At 71.4% G+C, this 22050-nt stretch carries 24 protein-coding genes and 2 pseudogenes; 15 read left to right on the top strand and 11 right to left on the bottom strand.

What is annotated here, in order from left to right:
* Positions 1-123 precede the first annotated feature (123 nt).
* From JKV81_RS10540 to hydA, 3 genes are all read left to right on the top strand, one after another.
* A complete protein-coding gene (locus JKV81_RS10540) occupies positions 124-966 on the top strand; it encodes a nitrilase-related carbon-nitrogen hydrolase (RefSeq protein ID WP_129266327.1) in 843 nt (280 codons plus the stop codon).
* Positions 963-2246 (top strand): aspartate aminotransferase family protein, encoded by a 1284-nt coding sequence (locus tag JKV81_RS10535; protein WP_202075506.1) that lies wholly within the window; start codon positions 963-965, stop codon positions 2244-2246. Before JKV81_RS10540 ends, JKV81_RS10535 begins: the two co-directional genes overlap by 4 nt.
* Positions 2247-2324: 78 nt before the next feature.
* A complete protein-coding gene (hydA, locus tag JKV81_RS10530) occupies positions 2325-3722 on the top strand; it encodes a dihydropyrimidinase (RefSeq protein ID WP_129266329.1) in 1398 nt (465 codons plus the stop codon).
* A gap of 106 nt (positions 3723-3828) precedes the next feature.
* On the opposite strand, the gene JKV81_RS10525 is transcribed toward hydA, so the two are convergent.
* A complete protein-coding gene (locus JKV81_RS10525; RefSeq protein ID WP_129266330.1) occupies positions 3829-4263 on the bottom strand; it encodes a VOC family protein in 435 nt (144 codons plus the stop codon).
* Between the two features lie 108 nt (positions 4264-4371).
* On the opposite strand from JKV81_RS10525, the gene JKV81_RS10520 reads away from it, so the two are divergent.
* From JKV81_RS10520 to JKV81_RS10510, 3 genes are all read left to right on the top strand, one after another.
* Positions 4372-5166 (top strand): MerR family transcriptional regulator, encoded by a 795-nt coding sequence (locus JKV81_RS10520; protein WP_241748553.1) that lies wholly within the window; start codon positions 4372-4374, stop codon positions 5164-5166.
* A gap of 98 nt (positions 5167-5264) precedes the next feature.
* Positions 5265-6203, top strand: a complete 939-nt coding sequence (locus JKV81_RS10515) for a MerR family transcriptional regulator (protein ID WP_202075504.1) — start codon at positions 5265-5267, stop codon at positions 6201-6203.
* Between the two features lie 131 nt (positions 6204-6334).
* Positions 6335-6844 (top strand): GNAT family N-acetyltransferase, encoded by a 510-nt coding sequence (locus JKV81_RS10510; protein WP_236056179.1) that lies wholly within the window; start codon positions 6335-6337, stop codon positions 6842-6844.
* Between the two features lie 55 nt (positions 6845-6899).
* Here the strand turns inward: JKV81_RS10510 and JKV81_RS10505 are convergent, their stop codons facing one another.
* Complete coding sequence (locus tag JKV81_RS10505) at positions 6900-7280, bottom strand: FKBP-type peptidyl-prolyl cis-trans isomerase (RefSeq protein ID WP_129266333.1); 381 nt, start codon at positions 7278-7280, stop codon at positions 6900-6902.
* A gap of 161 nt (positions 7281-7441) precedes the next feature.
* Positions 7442-8083: a TetR/AcrR family transcriptional regulator gene (locus JKV81_RS10500; RefSeq protein ID WP_202075500.1), complete on the bottom strand. Its 642-nt coding sequence runs from the start codon at positions 8081-8083 to the stop codon at positions 7442-7444.
* A gap of 83 nt (positions 8084-8166) precedes the next feature.
* On the opposite strand from JKV81_RS10500, the gene JKV81_RS10495 reads away from it, so the two are divergent.
* The 3 genes from JKV81_RS10495 (at position 8167) to JKV81_RS10485 (ending at position 10983) form a co-directional block, all read left to right on the top strand.
* Positions 8167-8904: an SDR family NAD(P)-dependent oxidoreductase gene (locus JKV81_RS10495; protein WP_202075498.1), complete on the top strand. Its 738-nt coding sequence runs from the start codon at positions 8167-8169 to the stop codon at positions 8902-8904.
* Between the two features lie 178 nt (positions 8905-9082).
* The gene (locus JKV81_RS10490; RefSeq protein ID WP_129266336.1) at positions 9083-9619 is read left to right on the top strand and encodes an ArsR/SmtB family transcription factor; all 537 of its coding nucleotides are present in this window, start codon (positions 9083-9085) and stop codon (positions 9617-9619) included.
* Positions 9616-10983, top strand: coding sequence for an MFS transporter (locus tag JKV81_RS10485; RefSeq protein WP_202075496.1), 1368 nt, complete (start codon positions 9616-9618; stop codon positions 10981-10983). The genes JKV81_RS10490 and JKV81_RS10485 overlap by 4 nt, the downstream gene beginning before the upstream one ends.
* A 15-nt stretch (positions 10984-10998) precedes the next feature.
* Here the strand turns inward: JKV81_RS10485 and JKV81_RS10480 are convergent.
* From JKV81_RS10480 to JKV81_RS10465, 4 genes and pseudogenes are all read right to left on the bottom strand, one after another.
* Positions 10999-11750 (bottom strand): annotated as a pseudogene (locus JKV81_RS10480) (SGNH/GDSL hydrolase family protein).
* Positions 11747-12214 carry a cupin domain-containing protein gene (locus JKV81_RS10475; protein ID WP_129266337.1) on the bottom strand — a complete coding sequence of 156 codons (468 nt, stop codon included), beginning with the start codon at positions 12212-12214 and terminating at the stop codon, positions 11747-11749. The pseudogene JKV81_RS10480 and the gene JKV81_RS10475 overlap by 4 nt, the downstream one beginning before the upstream one ends.
* 88 nt (positions 12215-12302) lie before the next feature.
* Positions 12303-13133 carry an AraC family transcriptional regulator gene (locus tag JKV81_RS10470; protein ID WP_129266338.1) on the bottom strand — a complete coding sequence of 277 codons (831 nt, stop codon included), beginning with the start codon at positions 13131-13133 and terminating at the stop codon, positions 12303-12305.
* Positions 13134-13280: 147 nt separating this feature from the next.
* Entirely contained in the window at positions 13281-14321 is a 1041-nt protein-coding gene (locus tag JKV81_RS10465) for an NAD(P)-dependent alcohol dehydrogenase (protein WP_202075494.1), read from the bottom strand.
* Between the two features lie 94 nt (positions 14322-14415).
* On the opposite strand from JKV81_RS10465, the gene JKV81_RS10460 reads away from it, so the two are divergent.
* The 3 genes from JKV81_RS10460 (at position 14416) to JKV81_RS10450 (ending at position 16663) form a co-directional block, all read left to right on the top strand.
* The gene (locus tag JKV81_RS10460) at positions 14416-15024 is read left to right on the top strand and encodes a TetR/AcrR family transcriptional regulator (RefSeq protein ID WP_129266340.1); all 609 of its coding nucleotides are present in this window, start codon (positions 14416-14418) and stop codon (positions 15022-15024) included.
* A gap of 268 nt (positions 15025-15292) precedes the next feature.
* A complete protein-coding gene (locus tag JKV81_RS36160; RefSeq protein WP_164992731.1) occupies positions 15293-15916 on the top strand; it encodes a hypothetical protein in 624 nt (207 codons plus the stop codon).
* A gap of 159 nt (positions 15917-16075) precedes the next feature.
* Positions 16076-16663 carry a DinB family protein gene (locus JKV81_RS10450; protein ID WP_129266342.1) on the top strand — a complete coding sequence of 196 codons (588 nt, stop codon included), beginning with the start codon at positions 16076-16078 and terminating at the stop codon, positions 16661-16663.
* Positions 16664-16770: 107 nt separating this feature from the next.
* Here the strand turns inward: JKV81_RS10450 and JKV81_RS10445 are convergent, their stop codons facing one another.
* Complete coding sequence (locus tag JKV81_RS10445) at positions 16771-17277, bottom strand: hypothetical protein (RefSeq protein WP_202075492.1); 507 nt, start codon at positions 17275-17277, stop codon at positions 16771-16773.
* The gene (locus tag JKV81_RS36785; protein ID WP_372444116.1) at positions 17274-17564 is read right to left on the bottom strand and encodes an aromatic-ring hydroxylase C-terminal domain-containing protein; all 291 of its coding nucleotides are present in this window, start codon (positions 17562-17564) and stop codon (positions 17274-17276) included. The genes JKV81_RS10445 and JKV81_RS36785 overlap by 4 nt, the downstream gene beginning before the upstream one ends.
* Here JKV81_RS36785 and JKV81_RS10440 point away from each other — a divergent pair.
* Positions 17493-18707 (top strand): AfsR/SARP family transcriptional regulator, encoded by a 1215-nt coding sequence (locus JKV81_RS10440; RefSeq protein ID WP_307820516.1) that lies wholly within the window; start codon positions 17493-17495, stop codon positions 18705-18707. The two genes, JKV81_RS36785 and JKV81_RS10440, sit on opposite strands and share 72 nt — an antisense overlap.
* Positions 18708-18733: 26 nt before the next feature.
* Here the strand turns inward: JKV81_RS10440 and JKV81_RS10435 are convergent, their stop codons facing one another.
* Positions 18734-19120 carry a hypothetical protein gene (locus JKV81_RS10435; protein WP_129266343.1) on the bottom strand — a complete coding sequence of 129 codons (387 nt, stop codon included), beginning with the start codon at positions 19118-19120 and terminating at the stop codon, positions 18734-18736.
* 64 nt (positions 19121-19184) lie between these two features.
* Positions 19185-20015 (bottom strand): alpha/beta fold hydrolase, encoded by an 831-nt coding sequence (locus JKV81_RS10430; protein ID WP_099175130.1) that lies wholly within the window; start codon positions 20013-20015, stop codon positions 19185-19187.
* Between the two features lie 273 nt (positions 20016-20288).
* On the opposite strand from JKV81_RS10430, the gene JKV81_RS10425 reads away from it, so the two are divergent.
* Both JKV81_RS10425 and JKV81_RS10420 read left to right on the top strand, forming a co-directional pair.
* A complete protein-coding gene (locus JKV81_RS10425) occupies positions 20289-21266 on the top strand; it encodes an alpha/beta fold hydrolase (RefSeq protein ID WP_129266344.1) in 978 nt (325 codons plus the stop codon).
* Positions 21267-21350: 84 nt separating this feature from the next.
* Positions 21351-21987: pseudogene (locus JKV81_RS10420) on the top strand (ATP-binding cassette domain-containing protein).
* Positions 21988-22050: the final 63 nt, after the last annotated feature.

Below are 22050 nucleotides of genomic sequence, written 5' to 3'. Positions count from 1 at the left end.
CGCCGGTTCACGGCGATGGTCTTGCCCCGCTGTGTGACGGGGCTTACGTTCTCCTCCTATGCACCGTGTCTACGGGCGTAGAGAACGTAGAGGCTCTCTGACGCCGCGTCGAAGGAGCAGCTCATGTCCCACGTCGTACGCGCCGCACTCGTCCAGGCGACCTGGACCGGCGACACCGAATCCATGATCGCCAAGCACGAGGAACACGCGCGCGAGGCCGCCCGCCAGGGCGCGCAGATCATCGGCTTCCAGGAGGTGTTCAACGCCCCCTACTTCTGCCAGGTCCAGGAGCCCGAGCACTACCGCTGGGCCGAACCCGTCCCGGACGGGCCGACGGTCCGGCGGATGGCCGACCTGGCCCGGGAGACGGGCATGGTGATCGTCGTGCCGGTCTTCGAGGTCGAGCAGTCCGGCTTCTACTACAACACCGCGGCGGTGATCGACGCCGACGGCTCCTACCTCGGCAAGTACCGCAAGCACCACATCCCGCAGGTCAAGGGCTTCTGGGAGAAGTACTACTTCAAGCCCGGCAACGTCGGCTGGCCCGTCTTCGACACCGCCGTCGGCAAGGTCGGCGTCTACATCTGCTACGACCGGCACTTCCCCGAGGGGTGGCGCCAACTCGGACTCAACGGAGCCCAGTTGGTGTACAACCCGTCCGCCACCTCGCGCGGCCTCTCCGGCTATCTGTGGCAGCTGGAACAGCCCGCCTCGGCCGTCGCCAACGAGTACTTCGTGGCCGCGATCAACCGCGTCGGCCAGGAGGAGTACGGCGACAACGACTTCTACGGCACGAGCTACTTCGTCGACCCCCGCGGCCAGTTCGTCGGCGACGTCGCGAGCGACAAGGAAGAGGAACTCGTCGTACGCGACCTGGACTTCGGGCTGATCGACGAGGTCCGCCAGCAGTGGGCCTTCTACCGGGACCGCAGGCCCGACGCGTACGACGGGCTGGTGGAGCCGTGACCGGACTGCACGAACGGCACCTGGCCGTCAGCCCCGCCTGGCTGGCGCTCTACTACCGGCACCCCCTGGAACTCACCCACGGCGAGGGCCGCCATGTCTGGGACGCGGACGGCAACCGCTACCTCGACTTCTTCGGCGGCATCCTCACCACGATGACGGCGCACGCCCTGCCCGAGGTGACCAAGGCCGTCTCCGAGCAGGCCGGCCGGCTCATCCACTCCTCGACCCTCTACCTCAACCGCCCCATGGTCGAGCTCGCCGAACGGATCGCGACACTCTCCGGCATCCCCGACGCCCGGGTCTTCTTCACCACCTCGGGCACCGAGGCCAACGACACCGCCCTGCTGCTCGCCACCGCCTACCGAGGCTCCAACCAGATCCTGGCGATGCGCAACAGCTACCACGGCAGGTCGTTCTCGGCCGTGTCCATCACGGGTAACACGTCCTGGTCGCCGACGAGTCTGTCGCCCCTCCAGACGCTCTACGTCCACGGCGGGGTCCGCAGCAGGGGACCGTACGCCGAGCTGAGCGACGAACACTTCATCAAGGCCTGCGTGGCCGACCTGGAGGACCTGCTCGGACACACCCGGAACCCCGCGGCGCTGATCGCCGAACCCGTGCAGGGGGTCGGCGGGTTCACCGCACCCCCCGACGGGCTGTACGCGGCGTTCCGCGAGGTCCTCGACCGGCACGGCATCCTGTGGATCTCCGACGAGGTGCAGACCGGCTGGGGACGCACCGGCGACCACTTCTGGGGCTGGCAGGCACACGCGGCGAGCGGGCCGCCGGACATCCTCACCTTCGCCAAGGGCATCGGCAACGGCATGTCCATCGGCGGGGTCGTCGCCCGCGCCGACGTCATGAACTGCCTGGACGCCAACTCCATCTCGACGTTCGGCGGATCCCCGGTCACCATGGCGGCCGGGCTCGCCAACCTCTCCTACCTGCTGGAGCACGACCTCCAGGGCAACGCCCGGCGGGTCGGCGGCCTGCTCATCGAACGGCTCCGCGCGGTCGGCGCGAGCTCGCCCGCCGTACGGGAGGTGCGCGGCCGAGGACTCATGATCGGCATCGAGCTGGTGAAGCCCGGCACCGACGAGGCCGCCCCGGAGGCCGCCGCGGCCGTACTCGAAGCGGCCCGCGCGGGCGGGCTGCTCATCGGGAAGGGCGGCGGCCACGACACCAGCGTCCTGCGGATCGCGCCGCCCCTGTCGCTCACCGTCGCCGAGGCCGAGGAAGGCGCGGAGATCCTGGGCGAGGCCCTGCACGCGGCCACCTGAGAGCGGGGCCCCGCGGCGGCCGCCCCGCCGCGGGGCCCGCCCACGTCCCCGTACGCCATCACGCACCAGGAGGGGCACATGAGCCGCACCGTCATCCACGGCGGACTCGTCATCACCGCGTCGGACGAGATCCACGCCGACGTACTCGTCGAGGGCGGCCGCGTCGCCGCACTCGCCGCCCCCGGCACCGACGCCGCGGCGGGCTGGAGCGCCGAGCGCAGGATCGACGCCACCGGGAAGTACGTCATCCCGGGCGGGGTCGACGCGCACACCCACATGGAGATGCCGTTCGGCGGGACCTACGCCGCCGACACCTTCGAGACCGGCACCCGGGCGGCGGCCTGGGGCGGCACCACCACGATCGTCGACTTCGCCATCCAGAGCATGGGCCGCTCGCTGCGCGAAGGGCTGGACGCCTGGTTCGAGAAGGCCGACGGCAGGTGCGCCGTCGACTACGGCTTCCACATGATCCTCTCGGACGTGAACGAGTCCTCGCTCAAGGAGATGGACCGCCTGGTGGCGGAGGGCATCACCTCGTTCAAGCTCTTCATGGCCTACCCCGGGGTGTTCTACAGCGACGACGGCCAGATCCTCCGGGCCATGCAGCGGGCCTCCGGCAACGGCGGCCTGATCATGATGCACGCGGAGAACGGCATCGCCATCGACGTCCTGGTCGAGCAGGCGCTCGCCGAGGGGCGCACCGACCCCCGCTACCACGGCGACGTACGCAAGGTCGCACTGGAGGCCGAGGCCACGCACCGCGCGGTCCAGCTCGCGAGGGTCGCGGGGGCACCGCTGTACGTCGTCCACGTCTCCGCCGACGAAGCCGTCGCCGAGATCGCCGCCGCCCGCCACAAGGGGCTCCCCGTCTTCGGCGAGACCTGTCCGCAGTACCTCTTCCTCTCGACGGACAACCTCGCCGAACCCGACTTCGAGGGCGCGAAGTACGTCTGCTCGACCCCGCTGCGCCCCCGGGAACACCAGGAGGCACTCTGGCGCGGGCTCAGGAACAACGAACTCCAGGTGGTCTCCACCGACCACTGCCCGTTCTGCTTCTCGGGCCAGAAGGAGATGGGCCGGGGGGACTTCTCGAAGATCCCCAACGGCATGCCGGGCGTGGAACACCGGATGGACCTGCTGCACCAGGCGGTGGTGGAGGGACACATCTCCCGCCGCCGCTGGATCGAGATCGCCTGCGCGGCACCGGCCCGGATGTTCGGCCTGTACCCGCGCAAGGGGACGATCGCACCGGGCACGGACGCGGACATCGTGGTGTACGACCCGGAGGCGGAACAGGTGCTCTCGGCCGAGACGCACCACATGAACGTGGACTACTCGGCGTACGAGGGAAAGCGGATCACCGGACGCGTCGAGACGGTCCTGTCGCGCGGGGTCCCGGTGATCGAGGACGGGGCGTACGTGGGGCACGCGGGCCACGGGGCTTACGTGCCACGGGGGTTGAGCCAGAACCTGTGAGCGGCGGTCAGCTCGGGCTGGTGTCGTGCGGGCGCCCTCCTCGTCGGGCCGATGGCCGTGTGGCCCGTGCAGCCTTGAGGAGGGCGGTCCCCCGGTCCGGGAGTGGTCAGTCGACGCAGAACTCGTTGCCCTCGATGTCCAGCATCGGGATGCACGACTCGTTCTCCTCGTCGGCGTACAGCGTCTGCACGTGGGTCGCACCCAGCGCCACCAGCCGTGCGCACTCGGCTTCGAGCGCGGCGAGGCGCTCGTCCCCGACCAGGCCGGTGCCGACCCGGACATCGAGATGCACCCGGTTCTTGGCGACCTTGCCTTCGGGGACGCGCTGGAAGAACAGGCGCGGGCCCTCGCCCGAGGGATCAGTGCAGGCGGACCATGCTCCCTGCTCCTCGGGAGGCAGGGTGCGGTTGTACTCGTCCCAGGTGGTGAACCCCTTCGGCGGAGGCGACATGGCGTACCCCAACACCTCACACCAGAAGCGGGCTACGCGCTCTGGCTCTGCGCAGTCAAAGGTGACTTGGAACTTCTTGATCGCCGACATCGGCGCACCGTACCGCGTACCGGGGGACTCCGCCGCCCATTTTTCTGAGGTGGCTGGTCGGGCTCCGGCTTGACCTTCGAGCTGAGTCGAAGGTCTACCGTCGGTGGGGTGAGCACGATGAGGATCTCCCAGCTCGCCGAGCGCTCGGGCGTACCGGCGACCACGCTGCGCTTCTACGAGGGCGCGGGGCTGCTGCCCGCCGACCGGACCCCGGCCGGCTACCGGGTGTACGGCGAGGACGCGGTCGAGCGGCTGGCGTTCATCGGCGCGGCCAAGCACCTGGGGCTGCCCCTGGAGGAGATCGGTGAGCTCCTCGGGGTGTGGGAGGCCGGTGCCTGCCGGGACGTGAAGGCCGACCTGCGGCCGCGGATCGCCGCCCGCCTGGCCGGGGCGGAGTCCCCCGCCGCTGAGCTGGCCGCGTTCACCGCTTCCCTGCGCACGGCCCTGCACCACCTGGACGCGCTGCCCGACCGGGCGAGCCCGTGTGATTCCGGGTGTGGCCTCCTCGCCCCGCCCACTCCGCCCATGGCCGGTACGGGGGCGGTGGACGCGGTGCTCGCGTCCAGCCCGCACTCCGCCCCGGCAGAGGTGGAGGCAGAGGTGGAGAGGTGGCGTACGGCGCCGGTTGCCTGCTCCCTGAGCGGTGAGGGCCTGGGCGAGCGGACCGGCCGGTGGCGCGAGGCCGTCGCCGGCGCCGTACGGACCGCGATGCCCGAGGGGCTACGGCTGACGCTGCCGGTCGAGCGGACGGGGCGGATCGCGGAGCTGGCTGCGGCCGAGCAGCAGTGCTGCCCGTTCTTCGACTTCCGGCTCCACCTCGACGGCCCGCACCTGCACCTGGAGGTACGCGCACCCGCCGAAGGCGCGGGGCTGCTAGGCGAGTTGTTCGGCCCGGCCGCCTGACCCGTTGCCGTCCATCCTCCGAGAGCCGATCTCGTAGAGTCCTGGCGGGCGACGGGACGACTTGAGTCTCCTGTAGGGGGAGACACAAGGGTGGGGGCATGGACGGCGACACGTACTACACGATCGGCGAGCTCGCTCGGCGAACCGGCCTCACGGTCAAGACCATCCGGTTCTACTCCGATCGCGGAATCGTGGCGCCGACGGACCGCAGCCCGGCCGGCTACCGCCTGTACACCATCGACGCCGTCGCACGCCTCGACCTCGTGCGGACCCTGCGCGAGCTGGGACTGGACCTTCCCACGATCCGCAAGGTCGTGGACCGCGAGCTCTCGCTTCCCGAGGTCGCCGCGGCGCACGCCGAAGCACTGGCCGTGCAGATCCGTGTCCTGCGCCTGCGGCACGCGGTGCTGACGGCGGTGGCCGAGCGCGGGTCCACACCTGAGGAGACGGAACTCATGCACAGGCTGGCCCAGCTCTCCGAGGACGAACGCCGGCGTCTGATCGGCGATTTCCTCGATGCCGTGTTCGGCGGCCTTGACGCCGCTCCCGTATTCGCGGGGGTCATGCGCTCGATGACCCCCGAGCTGCCCGACACCCCGGAGGCGGAGCAGCTCCAGGCGTGGGTCGAGTTGGCCGAGGTTTCTCTGGACCCGGACTTCCGCGCCGTCATGCGGCGGATGGTCGAGGACCAGGCGGCCGACCAGGCCCGGAGCAACACGACGGGCCCACGCCGCGACATTGCCGCAGCCGTCCGTGACCACGTCGGCCCGGCCCTGACCGCCGGCATCGACCCCGCCTCGCCGCAGGCCGGACTGATCGTCGCGGCGCTCACGGCGCACTACGCGCACCTCCTCGGCCGCCCCGACGACGTCGAGCTCCGCCAAAGGTTGGCGACTCGGCTGGAATGCGTGAACGACCCCCGCAGGGAGCGCTACCTCCGGCTGCTCGCCGTGGTCAACGGCTGGCCGGCCCCGGAGAGTCTGGCTCCGGTGTTCGACTGGTCCGTCCAGGCTCTGCGCGTCCGGACACAGCAATGACGGGACGGTCGCCGGACGGCACGGGCCGGACGCGGCCGGCGCCGGGGGAGAGCACCGGCGTACATGAGCGGTCGCTGCATGCCCCCGTCGTACTTCAGGTGGTCGCGACGCCGGTCTCTCCCGCTCTCGTCATGCGCCCCTGGCGCCTGGAGGACGTGACCGCGATGGTCGAGGTGGGCCGGGATCCCGCACTGCGCCGGTGGGTGAGCTCCGTCGTGGACAACGACGCCGACGGGGCACGGTGGGTGCGGGCCCAGCAGCGGGGCTGGGCAGCGGGGGACCGCTTCGGCTTCGCGGTCCTTCAGGCCCGACCCGGTCCGGTCGGCGCACAGTTGGTGGGCGGCATCGTTCTCAAGGACGTCGCCTCCGGCAGACCGGCGGCCGAGGTGGGCTACTGGACCGCGGCCCATGCGCGCGGGCGGGGAGTCGCCCCCCGCGCCCTGGAGGCACTCACCGGCTGGGCCTTCGCCGCCTTCGCGGCCGACGGCCTGGAGCGTCTCGAACTCCTGCATCAGGTGGACAACCTGGCATCATGCCGGGTCGCGCGGAAGAGCCGGTACGCGTTCGAGAGCGTCCTGCCCGCGGAGCCGCCCTGTTTCCCCCGCGACGGCCACCTGCACATACGGCGCAGGTGCGGCTGAGGGTTTCTGTGTGGACCACTTCGCGATCCGTCGCCGCCGGGCCTGCTCCACGGCCTCAGACGGCGACGGAGAGCAGGTCCACCACGAAGACGAGTGTCGACCCCGCAGGGATCGACGACGAGGGTGACTGGTTGCCGTAGCCGAGGCGCGGGGGAACGATGATCTCCCGCCGGCCTCCGACCTTCATCCCTCTGATCCCGCGGTCCCAGCCCTTGATGACCTTGCCACCGCCCACCGCGAACTTGAACGTCCTGCCCCGGTCCCAGGAGGCGTCGAATTCCTTTCCGGACTCGAACGTCACCCCGACGTAGTGCACCTGGACCACCCGGCCCGGCTTCGCCTCGAGCCCGTCCCCTACGACGAGGTCGCGGACCGTCAGCTCGGTAGGCGCGTCACCCTCCGGGAGATCGACCTCGGGCTTCGTCGGTTCACTCATTGCCACCCTCATCCGCTTGTCGCCGGAAGCCGTCGTACGGAGCAGCCAGGCGCGTGGTCCACTCCATGCAGTAGATCATCATGCTGCCGGGCCCCTGCGACGCCGTAGGACGCTCGCCGGGCACGCCATCCGGCGGATGATGCGGCCGTGATGGCGCCACGTCACTTCTCGTGGGCCTGGCCGCGCCCGGTTGCGGGGCGCTTCTTCCCCTCGGGCACGGGCAGGACCGCCAGTGCGGTGTCCGCGACGGTGCGCACCGTCTCCGGGTCCAGTCCCGCCTTGCCCACCGCCTCGATACCGCGGACCACCGTCAGCAGCAGTGCCGCCAGCCGCTCCGGATCCGCGGCGCTGTCGATGTCGCCGTGGCGCTGGGCGGCGCCGATCTCCGTACGCAGCAGGGCCAGCAGGGCTGTCATGGTCTCGGCCGACCGTCCGGCGACCGCCGGGTCGTGCTCGGCCAGTTCCGCCGTGCCCTTGGCCAGCAGGCAGCCCCGGTGCTCGGTGTCGGAGGCGGTGTTCTCCGCCATCAGGTGCACGTATTCCGACAGCCGGTCCAGCGCCTCCGCGTCCGGGCCGCCTGTCAGCCGTCCTTCGGCCACCTCGACGACCGCCGTGCACCAGTCGCCGAAAACGCGGTGGAACAGCTTGCCCTTGTCGCCGAACGCGCCGTACAGGCTGCCCTTGCCCAGGCCGGTCGCCCGGGCGATGTCGTCCATCCGCGTTCCCGCGTAGCCCGTCGTCCAGAACTGTTCCCGGGCCCGCTCCAGGACTTGGTGCTCGTCGAATGCGCGTGGTCTCGGCATGACCTCAGCCTAGCCATTCTTGACTCGATCGTCCATTACGGCCTACGTTATGGACGATCCATTCCAGAACTAAGGGGTTCGACATGCCAGGTGTGCTGCACGAGAAGGTCGCCGTGATCACCGGAGGGACCAGCGGGATCGGGCTGGCCATCGCCCACCGCTTCATCCGGGAGGGCGCGCGGGTCTTCGTGACCGGCCGGGACGTCGACCGTCTCGAAGCGGCGGTCAAGGAGCTGGGCCCCGCGGCCACCGGCGTACGGTCCGACGTCTCGCACCTCGCCGACCTGGACGCGCTCTACGCGCAGGTCGGTGAGGAGGCCGGACGTATCGACGTACTGGTGGCCAACGCGGGAGTCGTCGCGGACGCCTCGCTCGGCGCCCACATCGAGGCGAACGTCGACCTGACGCTCGCCGTCAACGTCAAGGGCCCGCTGTTCACCGTCCAGAAGGCCCTTCCGCTGCTGGCGAAGAACGCCTCCGTCCTGGTCATCGGTTCGAGCAACAGCGTGCGGCCCAACGAGCACCTCGAGGTCTACAGCGCCTCGAAGGCGGCACTGAGCAACCTCGTGCACAACTGGTCCCGGCAGTCACGGGAGCGCCGATTCCGGGTCAACGTGCTCAGCCCGGGACCCACGCGTACCCCTGGCCTGCTGAGCGCCGCGGGGCCGGACGCCGACCGGTTCGCCGAGGCCGTCGTGCCGCTGGGCCGGCTGGCCGACGCCGAGGAGATCGCCGAGGCCGCCCTCTTCCTGGCTTCGGACGCCTCGTCGTTCGTCACCGGCGCCGAACTCTTCGCCGACGGCGGCTACACCCGCGCCTGAATGACCGCCGGCCGGGGGTGCGCATCCGGATCCCTCGAAGCGAGGGGCGCACTCCCGGCCGCGTACCGGCGGTGGGGTGGGGGCTTCTGCGGAGGATTCGCGCGCCGGGAGGCAGGTTCAGGAACTCGTCGCGCATACCCTCTTGCTCAATGGTCAAGAAACGTTGACCATTGCTCGTATGCCTACCGACGACGTCCCCGAGACCTTTCACGTCACCACCGAGGAGCAGCTGCGCGCCGTCTCCAGCCTCACGCGCCACCGGATCATGGCCGTCCTCCGCTTCGAGCCCGCGACGATCACGCAGATCGCCGAGAGGGTGGGCCTCGCGAAGGGGAGTTCCAGCTATCACGTACGGCTGCTGGAGCGGGCCGGCCTGGTGAAGGTGGTACGGACGCGGAAGGTGCGCGGTGTCACCGAGCGGTACTACGCGATGGCCGCGCGAGCGATCGCACTGCCGGATCCGGGCGAGGGCGGGCCGGATGTGCTGATGCGCCATGCGGTGGCCGACCTGGAGGCGTCGCCGGTCGACGACCGGCACGTACGGATGACGCATCTGCGGCTCACCGAGGAGCAGTTCGCGCAGCTGGGGGCGCGGTTGCAGGCACTGGCGGACGAGTACCAGGAGCTGTCGGACCCGTCGCTGCCGGACGCGTCGCTCGTCTTCGCACTGTTCCACCCGGCGCCGCGCGAGCAGGCCGAGGGGGACGCCAAGTGACGTCAGACGTACGGAAGTTCCCTGCCGGGTTCGGACGGCTGTGGACCGCGCAGACGGTGTCCTCGCTCGGCGACGGGGTGTCGCACGCCGCCCTGCCGCTGCTCGCACTGACGCTGACGCGGGAGCCGATGGCGCTGGCCGCCGTCACGGCCGCCGGTACGCTCCCGTGGCTGCTCTTCGGGGTGCTCGGCGGTGCGCTGGTGGACCGCTGGGACCGCCGGCGCACGATGTGGGTCATGGACGCGGCGCGTGCGGCGCTGCTCGTGATACCGGCGGCAGCGGCCGCGCTCGACCTGCTGAGCATTCCGCTGCTCGCGGCCGTCGCCTTCGTGCTCGGCCTCGGGGGGCTCTTCTTCGACACGGCCGCCACGGCCTATCTGCCGGATCTGCTCGGCCGCGACCCCGCACTCCTCGAACGCGCCAACTCCCGCTTGCGCGGCGCCCAGACTGCCATGTCCGGCTTCGCGGGACCGCCCGTGGGCAGTGCGCTGCTCGCGGTCGGCCGGGCGGTTCCGCTGCTCACCGACGCCGTGTCGTTCCTGCTCTCCGCACTGCTCGTACGGACGCTGCCCGCCATGCCCCGCCCCGTTCCGGAGGGCCGCGAGTCGCTGCTCCGGCAGGCGCGGGCCGGGGCGTCGTACGTCTTCCGGGACTGGTTGCTGCTCGGGCTCGCGCTCCGCCCGGCGGTCGGGAACGTCGCCTTCCTCGCCGTGGAGACCGTCCTCGCCCTCTTCGCGCACGACCGCCTCGGCATCGACACCTACGGCTTCGGCCTGCTCCTCACGGCGGAGGCCACCGGCGGCCTGCTCGGTGCGGGCATCGCCTCCTCCCTCGGCCGTCGCCTGGGCACCGGCACCGCGCTGACCTGCACGGCCGCGGTCGAAGGGCTTGCCATCCTGGGCCTTGCCGCCGCCCCGAACCCGTATGTGGCCGGGCTGGCGCTCACCGTCTGCGGGGCCGGCATGGGCGCCACGATGGTGCTCGCCCCCTCGCTCCGGCAGGCGATCGTCCCGGCCCACCTCATGGGCCGGGTCGCCTCCACCTCCCGCATGCTGGCCATGTGCGCCGCCCCCGTCGGGGCCTTTCTCGGCGGCTGGCTGGCCACCACCTACGACATCCGCACCCCGCTCTACGCCGCTGCCTTCCTCCTCCTGGCGATGACGGCCGTCACGGCGACCATGACCAGTAACCGACGGGTCGAGGCGGCGCTTCGTGCCGCCGCCCCGACCGAGGGTCCGGATCATTCGGATCACTCGGATCACTCGGATCGCATGGATCACCCGGATCACTCGGGCCGCTCGGATCACTCGGGTCACCCGGCGCTCAAGGGTCCCGTCCAGGAGAGTGCGACCGACGTGGTGTGACGCGGCCGGGACCGGCTACCCGCTCCGGGTCTGCAGGAAGGTGCCGATGGCCTCGGCGACAAGGGCGGCGCCACGGCTGTTCTGGTGGATGTGATCGGTCGTCAGCAGGAGGCCCCGGCGCCGCGAGATCGAGTCGAGGCTGCGACGCAGCACGGCGCGCTGGACGAGCACGCCGACGCCCGCCGCCGGCGTCAGCTCCCGGTACGGGACCGGCGGCGGGTCCGCTCGGCTCAGGACCTCCATCTGGCGTTCGTGGAGCGGGAGGTAGGCCGCCGAGTGGGTGGCGGCGACCTCGGCGATCGTCCGGCTGTACGCCTGTACGCCTGTACGCCTGTACGCCTGTACGCCTGCGACGCCTGCGCCGCCGCTCCGTCGAGCTGTTGGCCGAGGACCGGGAGCGACAGCAGGCCGATCGTCGCGTCGGTCTCCGCCCGCAGCCGTTCGACGACGGCTCCCAGGCACTGCTGGAACCAGCCGGCCGACGGGCGCCGGGGGAGTCGTCTGCGCTTCACGGCCCGCTCGACCGGATAGCCGGCCAGGCTCGCCCGGGCGTCGTTGGTCCCGATCAGCACGGTGATCACGTCGGGCGGGTCCGCGACGACGGCATCGAGGCGCTGCGAGAGGTTGTGGACGAAGTCGCCGTTGCCGGAGAAACGGGTGAGCCGTACGTCGCCCGGAGGATGGCGTCGTTCGAGAAGGCCCAGGTAGTCGACGCTGAGCTGCGCGCGGGTGAGGCTGTCGCCGAGACATGCGACGCGGGTCGTCACGACGCTTCCGGGCCGGGCGTACCGACGTGCTCGGTCGGTCGGGTGCCGGTCCGGGGGCGGTGGTCGGTGCCGAGGCCGGCGGTGACGGTCAGGATGGACGCCGGGCCTGTCATGTCGACCGCGTGCCATGCCCCGGCCGGGTTGACGGTGGCCCCGCCCGGCCCGAGCACGACGCTGTCGGGCACCCCGTCCACGTCGCGGGTGACCGTCACCGACCCGCTGAGGCAGACGACCAGTTCGTCGCCGGCCGGGTGGCGCTCCCAGCGGTCGCCGGGGCCGTCGCCGTCGAAGATGGCCACCATCCGGCCCTCGGCGCCGTCCGCCGCGACCGCGGCGCTGTAGGCCTGGAGCACCTGCGGGTCCCAGGCGAAGCCCTCGACGGGTTTCGCTCTCGATCCCAGCCCGAGGTGCACCGGGGTGGTCCGCAGGTCGACGGCGTGGTGTTCGTTGTCGAGGAGTCTCATGCCGACGATCGTCACAGGACGGCGGCCGGGCGGTCTTGAAGGAAAGGGAACGGGAGCCGGAGCCGGAGCGACGGACGGAGGGCTGCCACTACCCGGTGCCGAGCAGGACTTCACCGCGACGCCAGACCGTCGGCGACCGGCCCGTGAACTCGCCCCATTCCCGGATGAGATGGGCCTGGTCGGCGTAGCCGGAGGCGGTCGCCACAGCGGCCCAGGGGAGCGGATCGTGCGCTGTCGCCAGCTCGTGCGCGTGCTCGAAGCGCAGGACTCGGGCGAAGGTCTTCGGCGAGAGGCCCACCTCACCGCGGAATCGCTCGGTGAGGTACCGGCGGCTCCAGCCCAGCTCGGCGGCGACCGCCCCGACCTGGACGCGGCCCCGCGCGGCGACGAGGCGGCGCCAGGCCTCCGCCACCTCGGGGCGTACCCGGGGCACGCGGTCGCCGCCGCGGCCGACGGCCAGCAGGAACACCTCGTCCAGCACGGCGAACCGCGCGGTCCAGCTCGTCGCCGCTCGGAGCCGCTCGGTCAACTCCACTCCGAGCGAGCCGAGAAGCGCGTCGAGCGGTACCAATTGATGGGCCAGCGCTGCGGCGGGCATGCCGTAGACGGCCCGTGCCCCGCGCGGTGTCAGCGACACCTGCACGCCGTGCTGCCGTCCGTCGTGGTGGATCGCGACGGACCGGCACATCGGACCGCCGGCCACGCTGCCGAACCGGTTGACCAGTGACCCGTCGTCGACGCCCGCCGCCATCTCCAGAGGGTCGGACAGGCTGATCACCGTGGTGAGCATGCGGCCGGGCGGACCGCAGTGCACCCCCGCAGGGAACCCGCGAAGGTCGAACCCGATGTACGAGCCGACGTACCGCCGCAGGGCGGGCGCCGGACGTGCCTCGATCCTGGTGGCCGTATGGTCTTCCACCCTCGTCAGTGTACGAAGGGGAGAGCCCGACAGGAGCACCTTGAGCCGGCCGGTGCGGCAGACACCCGTGAGGGCCCCATGGCGTGAGCGGCGCGGTGAATTCGGTGCGGCAGCGCGGCACTTCGGGTGCCGAGATCCGCCACCTCCTCAGTCCAGGTCGGACATGTCGAGCACGAAGCGGTAGCGGACGTCGTTCCGTCGGAGGCGGTCCAGGGCCGTCTCCACCTGTGACGACGGGAGTACTTCGATGTCGGCGCCGATGTTGTGGTCGGCACAGAACTGGAGCATCTCGGCTGTCGCCGGACGTCCTCCGCTGCCCCCGGAGCTGAGCTTCTTGCGGCCGACGAGCAGATCCATCGCCTCGACAGTGAGGGGACCCAGGTACCCGACGAGGCTGAGGGTGCCGTCCATCGCCACCAGCTGCAGATACGGCGCGAGGTCGTGCTGGGCGGAGATGGTGTCGATGATGACATCAAAGGTGTCGCGTGCCGCGGCCATCTGCTCGGCGTCGGTGGACGCGATGAGGTCGTGGGCGCCGAGCTTGAGGGCGTCGTCGCGCTTGTCGTGCGTACGGCTGATGACGGTCGTGGTGGCGCCGAGTGCCACGGCCATCTTGACCGCGAGGTGGCCCAGGCCGCCGAGGCCTGCCACGGCGACACGGCTGCCGGGGCCCACGCCGAGGGAGCGCAGAGGTTCCCAGACGGTGACTCCGGCGCACATCAGCGGGGCGGTCGCGGCCGGGTCGAGGCCGGAGGGGAGCACGTAGGCGAAGGCGTCGCGCACGACGTACTCACGGGAGTAGCCGCCGAGGGTGGTCGAGCCGTCCTGCCGGTCGGTGCCGCCGTAGGTCAGCGTCGGGAAGGAGTGGCAGAAATTCTCCTGTCCGGCTTTGCACATGGCGCACACGCCGCAGGAGTCGACGATGTTGCCCACCGCGACGTGGTCGCCGACCGAGAAAGCGGTCACCTGGGAGCCGGTCCCGGTCACCACACCGGTGAATTCGTGCCCCGGAACCAGGGGCGCTTCCGTCCGCTGGTCGAAGGCGTGCAGGGCGTGCAGGTCGGTGTGGCATACGCCGCAGTAGTCGACCCGCACCGCGATGTCGTCCGGGCGCAGGTCGCGGCGCTCCAGCGGCGTGCGGCGCAGCGCCGTCGGGCCGGTCGCCTGCCATCCGGTGGTCGTGCGCATGGCTAACTCCTTAAACAGACTGTTCTGTCTGTTTCAGCGTAAGCGCGACCGGACCCGAAGGCAAACCAACTGTTCTGTTTGGTAGACTGCGGACATGCCGGAACAGCCCCAGACCTCGCGCGGCGCCGCGACCTACCAGCGCATCCTGGACGCCGCCACCGAAGAGTTCGCCCAGCACGGGATCGCCGGGGCACGCATCGAGCGCATCGTGACGGCGGCGCGCACGAACAAGGCGCAGCTCTACGCCTACTTCGGCGACAAGGAGCGGCTTTTCGACGCGATCTTCCTCAGTTCCCTGGAGCGCATAACCAACGTCGTGCCCATCGACGCCGACGATCTCGCCGAGTGGGCGGTCCGCCTTTACGACGAATACCTGCGCCGCCCCGACCTCATCCGGCTGGCGACCTGGACGCGCCTGGAGCGCCGGCCTGCCGGGCACCTGGTCGAGACGCACCAGGACTACGACGACCGCAAGCTGGCCGCCATCGCCGAGGCTCAGGCCGCAGGGCGGGTTCGCGCGGGTGATCCGTTCGACATCATGGCCATGGTCATCGCCATGTCCATGGCCTGGTCGCCGGTCAGTAACGTCTATGCGGCCGGCAGCCAGGAACCCGATGCCGTGCACGACGGGCGCCGCGCGCTGCTCCGCGACTGCGTCCGAGGCGCGATTGCGGCCGGCGGGGGCGAGGCATCCGTTTCGTGACCGTCACCAGCTCTCCCTGGTGATGCTGACGCACATCGCCTGGGCCCTGCCCGGACCGGAGCCCAGGTGTCACGCCGGGGCCTGGGCTGCCTCCGCCTGGCTCGGGCGTACCCGGAGGGGATCGAGGAGTGGACCGAGAAGCTGACCCTGTGTGCTCTCGGAATTACCCCCACCGGTTGCAACCATCCGGCGTTCACGAATGTCACACATGGCAACCACATTGCCGTCGTGACCCCCACCGCCCGGCAGCCCCTCACGACAGGCAGCCATGACTGACATCCGGCCCACCCCGTCCGACGGTGAGCAGCAGCCCACAGCGGACAGCGTCACCCCTCCGAAGCCGCTCGCACCGCCCGAGATCGCGCCCGCCACGGTCCCCGCGGCTCCGCAGGCCTCGGCCGAGCCCAGCCGCCTCCGCACCCTGACCACGCTCCTCATCGGCGCCCTGGCCGGCGCGGCGATCGTCGGCGGCACCTGGTACGCCACCAGCTCCAGCAGCGGTGACAACACCAGCGGCAAGGCCACCGGCCTGCCCGCGGACGTCATCAATGCCGAGCCGGACGGCACGTTCACCCTCGAAGGCGAGTTCACCCTGGCCGACGGCGCGATCAGCGACGGCATCGGAGGGTGCGAGGGAAGCGGTGGCTACACCGACATCGGGATCGGTACCTCCGTGACTGTGTACGACGCCGCAGGATCCGTCATCGCGACGAGCGCCCTGCTCCTCTCCGAGTTCGACGCCACCGCCGGATCGTGCACGTACGACGTGGCCGTCGAGGACGTGCCGGCGGACGAGGACTTCTACCAGGTCGAGATCTCCCACCGGGGGAAGCTGCAGCTGTCCGCGGACGAGGCGAAGTCCGGTTCGTTCTCAGGCACGTTGGGCGACTGATCCAGGTGGAAGGCGGTGGCATCGTCCTCCGCCTCGTAGGAGGGAGGCTCGGTGAAGACTTCGGCGGGGATCAGCCCGTTTCACAGGCGCGGAGCCGGTCGTGGCGGACCACTAACGGGATCTTGAGGCCATGAGCAGTCCGTGGCAGGCTCATGCCGCATGATCGATGAGTTCGCGAAGGACAACCTGCACGGGCGACTCCGGCGGGACCGCGAGGCGCTGCTCTGGAAGCTCGACGGCCTGTCCGAATACGACGCCCGTCGGCCATTGACGGCGACCGGAACCAACCTCCTCGGCCTGGTCAAGCACGTGGCCACCGTCGAGGCCAGGTATTTCGGCGAGGTCTTCGGCCGCCCTTCCCCGGAACCGCTGCCCCGGTGGCAGGACTCCGACGGCAGCGATCTGTGGGCGGCCGAGGACGACACCCGCGATCAGATCGTCGGCTTCTACCGGCGTACGTGGGAACACTCGGACGCGACGATCAGCGAGCTTCCCCTCGACGCCCCCGGCAACGTGCCGTGGTGGCCGGAGCCTTATGCCGGCACGAACCTGTTCGCCGTCGTGGTCCACGTCCTCGGCGAGACCATCCGGCACGCCGGGCAGGCCGATGTGCTGCGCGAGGGCCTCGACGGCCGGACCGGGTTGCGCGCCGAGCACGAGGAGCGGATCGACGAGGAAGCCCGGGCCGCCTACCGCGCGAAGATCGAGCAGGCTGCCAGGTCGGCCACCGCACCGGTCAGGGCCTAGGGGCCGGCTCACGCCCTCGCGGACCCGCAGGTCAGATGACTGAGACCGACAGCTGCGGTTCGTAGTTCGTAACAGGATCGCGCGCGGGAGAGCCCTGGTGGATGCGATCAGTCGGCGGTGCCGGGGCCGTGCGTGGCCTGTTCCCAGAGGTTCAGTCCCGTGCTGAGGAGGTCGCGTACCGCCTCTGATTCCTCGGCCGTCCAGGCTTCCTCGCCTGCCGTCGGTTCGAGAGCCTCGCCGCCGAAGAGCTTTTCGTAGGCGCTGTCGTGGACCGGTCCTTGCGGGGGGAAGGCCGGGCCTGACTTCACGCTGTGGGAGAGGTCTTCGAAGAAGTTCCATGCGTCCAGCAGCAGTTCCGGCTGGGGCGAGGCGTGGTCAGGGTGCTCGACCCATCGGCGTACGGCGTCCAGATCGAGGGTGGTTCCGCCGTCCCGTACCAGCTTCCAGCCGTGGCCATCGCAGTACGCCTGCAGCGTGTCGAGGTCGTGGAACGTGAGCAGGCCTCCGAGTTCGTCGACGGCGAGCTGATCGGGGCCATCTCCCTCTCCGGGCCGCCAGATCAGCGTCAGGTCTCCTCTTCTCGCCGCGAGCCGGTAGGGATAGTGGTCGGTCATGCGGAGTCTCCTCGGTGCCGCGGCGATGTCGCTTCGCCGTGGGTCATCCTGCCTGGGAGGAGCCTCGCGGGGGCGCCGAACCAGCGGGTTGCGGCCCTTTCGAGCGCTTCGGGGTCGGGCGTGCGGTCGTCGGCCCAGGCCACCACTCCGTCGGGGCGGACCAACGGCTCCGCAGCCGATCGCGGCCGCTCCGGGCCCTCGGTTCGGCCGGTGACGTGACCCAGCTCGGGGGCGGCTACCGGCTGGACGTGGACGTGACCGATGTGGACGCGCTGCGGTTCGAGCAGCGTGCCGCCGCAGGCCGTGACCGGTTGCGCTCCGGTGACCCGGACGCCGCGGCGGTCCTGCTCGGCGAGGCCGTGGACCTGTGGGGCGACCGTCCCGGCGCCGAGCCCGCCGTCATCGCCCCGGTGGCGCCCGCCGCCGCGATCCGGCTGGCCCATGTCTCGGTCGAGGCCGTCGCCGACCTCGCCGAGGCCGAGCTGGCCCTGGGCCGCGCCGACGCCGCCACCTCCCATCTGACCGCCCTGCTCGCCGAGCGGCCCGTCCACGAACGGGCCGCCGCCCTGCTCATGGACGCGCTCGCCGCCCAGGGACGTCAGGCCGAGGCCCTCGCCCGGTACGAGCGGTTCCGCGAAACCCTGGCCGACACCCTCGGCGCCGACCCGGGCGCCGCCCTGCGCGAGCGCCATCTGCGCCTGCCGCGGGCCGAGCGGCCGACGCCCGCCGCCGACGCCGTCGAGCGGGAGGAGCGGGGCAACCTGCCCGCGCCGCTGACCAGCTTCATCGGCCGGGAGGACGACCTCGCCCGCATCGACACGCTGCTCGCCACCGGGCGGCTTGTTACCGTCCTCGGTCCCGGCGGCGCCGGCAAGACGCGCCTCGCCGTCGAGGCCGCCCGGCGCCACCGCCAGGCGTACCGCGACGGCGCCTGGCTGATCGACCTCGCCCATGTCACCGACCCGGCCAAGGCCGGCGGGGCGCTGCTCGTCGCGATCGGGCTGCGCGGCTCGGCCCTGTTCGAGGCCCCGGCCCGGCTGCGCAGCGACCCGGTCGGCGAACTGGACGTGCTGGCCGACCAGTTGAACGGCCGGGAGAGCCTGCTCGTGGACAACTGCGAGCACCTCATCGACGCCGTCGCGCACCTGGTCCCGGCCCTGCTGGCCCGTCTGCCCCGGGCTGCGGGTGCTGGCCACCAGCCGGGAACCGCTGGCGGTCGACGGCGAGGCCTTGGTCCCGCTCGGCCCGCTCCCGCTGCCCGAGCGATCCGCGCCCTGAGCCGTCGCGCCCGGACCGCGCTCGGCGACGAAGGCTTCGCCGAGGCGTACGGGGCCGGCCGGGACCTGGACGCGGCGGCGGCCCTGCGGCGGACCGACCCGGCCCTGCTGTGCCGGGGGACCCGATCCGCCGTTGAGCCTGACCGGCCTTGAGGACCGGTGCCAGCCGCACCGTGCGCTCAGGTGCGCCCCTGCCCGAGCCGGTGCGTCCGGGCGCGACGGAAGTCGAGGTAGGCCAGCAGGACGACGGCCACCGGGACCAGGGTGCACATCAGGGCCAGCCGCACCCCTCCCTCGGTCAGGGCGGCGACCAGGGTGACGACGACCGCAGCGGCGACGAATCCCAGGAGCTGCCGGTAGGAGCGGAAGGCTCCCACGGCGGCGGCCCCCGCCCCGGCCTCCTGGGGTTCCTCGTCCTCGAAGGCCGTGCGCACGGGGTGCTCGGCGCCCTCCCTCCTCGCCTGGTTCCAGGCGAGGAGCCAGCGGGTGAGCAGGTAGAGAACCAGTACGCCGAGGTAGATCCACCACTCGGTCGCGTTGTCGGGTAATGCGCGCGCCTGCGTCATGGCACAGCGCGTACCCCGTCTCCGGGCGTGCAGCCGGGACGCGCCCGGCGGGTCCCGGGTGGGCCTACTCCTTCACGAACGCCAGGAGGTCGGGGTTGAGGACCTCCGGGTGCGTCGAGAGCATGCCGTGCGGGTAGCCCTCGTAGCTCTTCAGCCTGCCGTTGGGCAGAAGCTTCGCCGACAGGGGCCCCGCGTCCTCGTAGGGCACGACCTGGTCGTCGGTGCCGTGCGCGACCAGGACAGGAACCTCGATCTTCTTGAGGTCCTCGGTGAAGTCGGTCTCGGAGAAGGCCTTGATGCACTCGTAGTGGGCGTTGGCCGCGCCCCGCATGCCCTGCCTCCACCAGTTGTCGATCAGCCCCTGCGACACCTCGGCGCCGGGGCGGTTGAAGCCGTAGAACGGGCCCGCCGCCACGTCGATGTAGAACTGCGCGCGATTGGCCGCGAGGGAGGCGCGGAACCCGTCGAAGACCTCGATCGGCAGGCCGCCCGGATTCGACGCGGACTTCAGCATGACCGGGGGCACCGCGCTCACGAGTACGGCCTTCGCCACCCGGCCGGGCTCGGACCTGGCGACGTACCGGGCGACCTCGCCGCCGCCGGTGGAATGGCCGATGTGCACCGCGCCCCGCAGGTCGAGCGCCTCGGCCAGCGCCCACACATCGGCGGCGTAGGTGTCCATGTCGTGCCCGTCGGCGCTCTGGCTGGAGCGCCCGTGACCCCGGCGGTCGTGGGCGATCACGCGGTAGCCGTGGCCGAGGAAGAAGAGCATCTGGCTGTCCCAGTCGTCCCCGCTGAGCGGCCAGCCGTGGTGGAACACGATCGGCTGCGCGTCGCGCGGGCCCCAGTCCTTGTAGTAGATGTCCGTGCCGTCGATGGTGGTGATCGTGCCCATGATCAATCCTTCCGCTGGAATCGCTCGTGCGGTGAGACGTGCGGTGAGACATGTGCGCGTGCGTGTGCCCCCCCGAGGAGGCGGTGAACGCCATCGTCGAAGAGGCCGAGGACCGGGACCAAACGCTACAAACGATACCTTCAAGGGCAAAAAGCATCATTTCGTGGAGCGGGTTCCTCCCCGTTCACCCGCCCGGACCGCCTGACGGTGCCGCGCGTTCCTGCCGGCGGCAGTGTCAGCAGCGTTCGGCCCCTCCTCCTCGAAAGAACGGTCATGACGCAGCCAAGACCCGCACGCATCCGACGCGTTCTCCCCCTCGCCCTGCTCCTCCCCACGGCGGCGCTCATATCCGCCGGGCCCGCCGCGGCGTCCGAGGGCGGTGGCAGCGGGGATCCGCACCCGAGCGCCAAGCCGACCGTCGTGGTGGTGCACGGCGCCTGGGCGGACGCCTCGGGGTGGAGCGAGGTGACAGAGAGCCTCCAGGCCAAGGGGTATCCGGTGGTCGCCACCGCAAACCCGCTGCGCAGCCTGACCGGCGACTCCGCCTACCTCGCGGCCCGGCTGAAGACGATCAAGGGCCCGATCGTCCTGGTCGGCCACTCCTACGGCGGCGCCGTCATCACCAACGCGGCCACCGGCAACCCGAACGTCAAGTCCCTCGTCTACATCGCCGCGTTCGCCCCGGACCGTGGCGAGGCCACCCTCCAGCTGGCGGCCAAGTACCCCGGCAGCCGCCTCACGGACGACCCCGCGGCGCCCATCCCCACCGCACTCGACGCCGTACCGCTCGGCGGCGGTCCCACCGACGTCGACCTGTACGTGAAGCCCGACAAGTTCAGCGACGTGTTCCTGAGCGACCGGCTCGACGCGAGCCGCGCGAACGTCCTGGCGGCCTCCCAGCGCCCCGCGACAGCGGTGACCGGCGCGGAGAAGTCCGGGACACCCGCCTGGAAGACGATCCCGTCCTGGTACCTGGTCGCCACCGACGACCGGACCATCGGCACCGAGAACCTGCGGTTCATGGCCGAGCGGGCCGGCTCCACCACCGTCGAGGTGGACGCCCCGCACGCCGTCATGGAAACGAACCCCGGCGACATCACCGACCTGATCCTCCAGGCCGCCCACGACACCCGCCCGGGTCTCGCCCGCACCGGAACCTCCCCGCAGACGCTGGCACTCGCCGGCACCGCCCTGCTCGCGCTCACCGGTGGCACCTCCCTGGTCCTGGGCAGCCGCCGCTCCCGCGCCTGAGCGCACGGAGGGCCTGCCCCGGCCGGGGCAGGCCCTCGGGTGAACTGCTCGGTACGGAACGGGAGATGTCAGCCGGAGCCGTCCGTGCACGCCTCGTCGGCACCGGCTTCGTCCCAGGGGATCTCCGTCGACGCGACCCTCGGACTGGTCGGCGAGTCGGGGTCGGGCAAGACGACGATCGGGCGCGCGGTCCTCGCTCAGCGAGCCCCTCCTGGGGCACGGCACGACCGCCAGGGAGGCGCGCGGCCGGGTGGGCGACCTCCTCCTCGCGCGGGTCCACCACCCGCAGGACGCGGCGGGCCGGCTGCCACGGGAGTTCTCGGGCGGTCAGCGCCAACGGGTCGCCATCGCCCGCGCGCTGGCGCTGCGGCCACGGTTGGTGATCTGCGACGAGCCGGTGTCCGCGCTCGACCTGACCACCCGGCGGACGGTCCTCGAACTGCTGCTGGAGATCCAGGAGGAGACGGGCGTCGCGTATCTCTTCGTCACCCATGACCTCTCGGTCGTACGGTTCATGAGCCACCGGGTCGCGGTGATCGAGGGAGGTGTGCTCGTGGAGACGGGCGACGCCGGGAGCGTCACCACCGCCCCCCGGCACCCCTACACCCGCGCCCTCATGCTCTCCGCTCCCGTGGCCGACGTCGCGGAGCAGCGCCGCCGCAGGGAGTCCGCCGCGGCGCTCGGCGGGAAGGCCGCCGTGACGGCGGCCGACGGCGGCTGACGCCGACGGGGCGGTGCGGAACCGGTCCGTCGGGGGAGTTGCCCGACGGGCCGGCCCGGCACC

The organism is Streptomyces silvae (assembly GCF_016745505.1).
Taxonomy (GTDB): Bacteria; Actinomycetota; Actinomycetes; order Streptomycetales; family Streptomycetaceae; genus Streptomyces; species Streptomyces silvae.
This window is presented reverse-complemented; position numbering and strand designations above follow the sequence as displayed.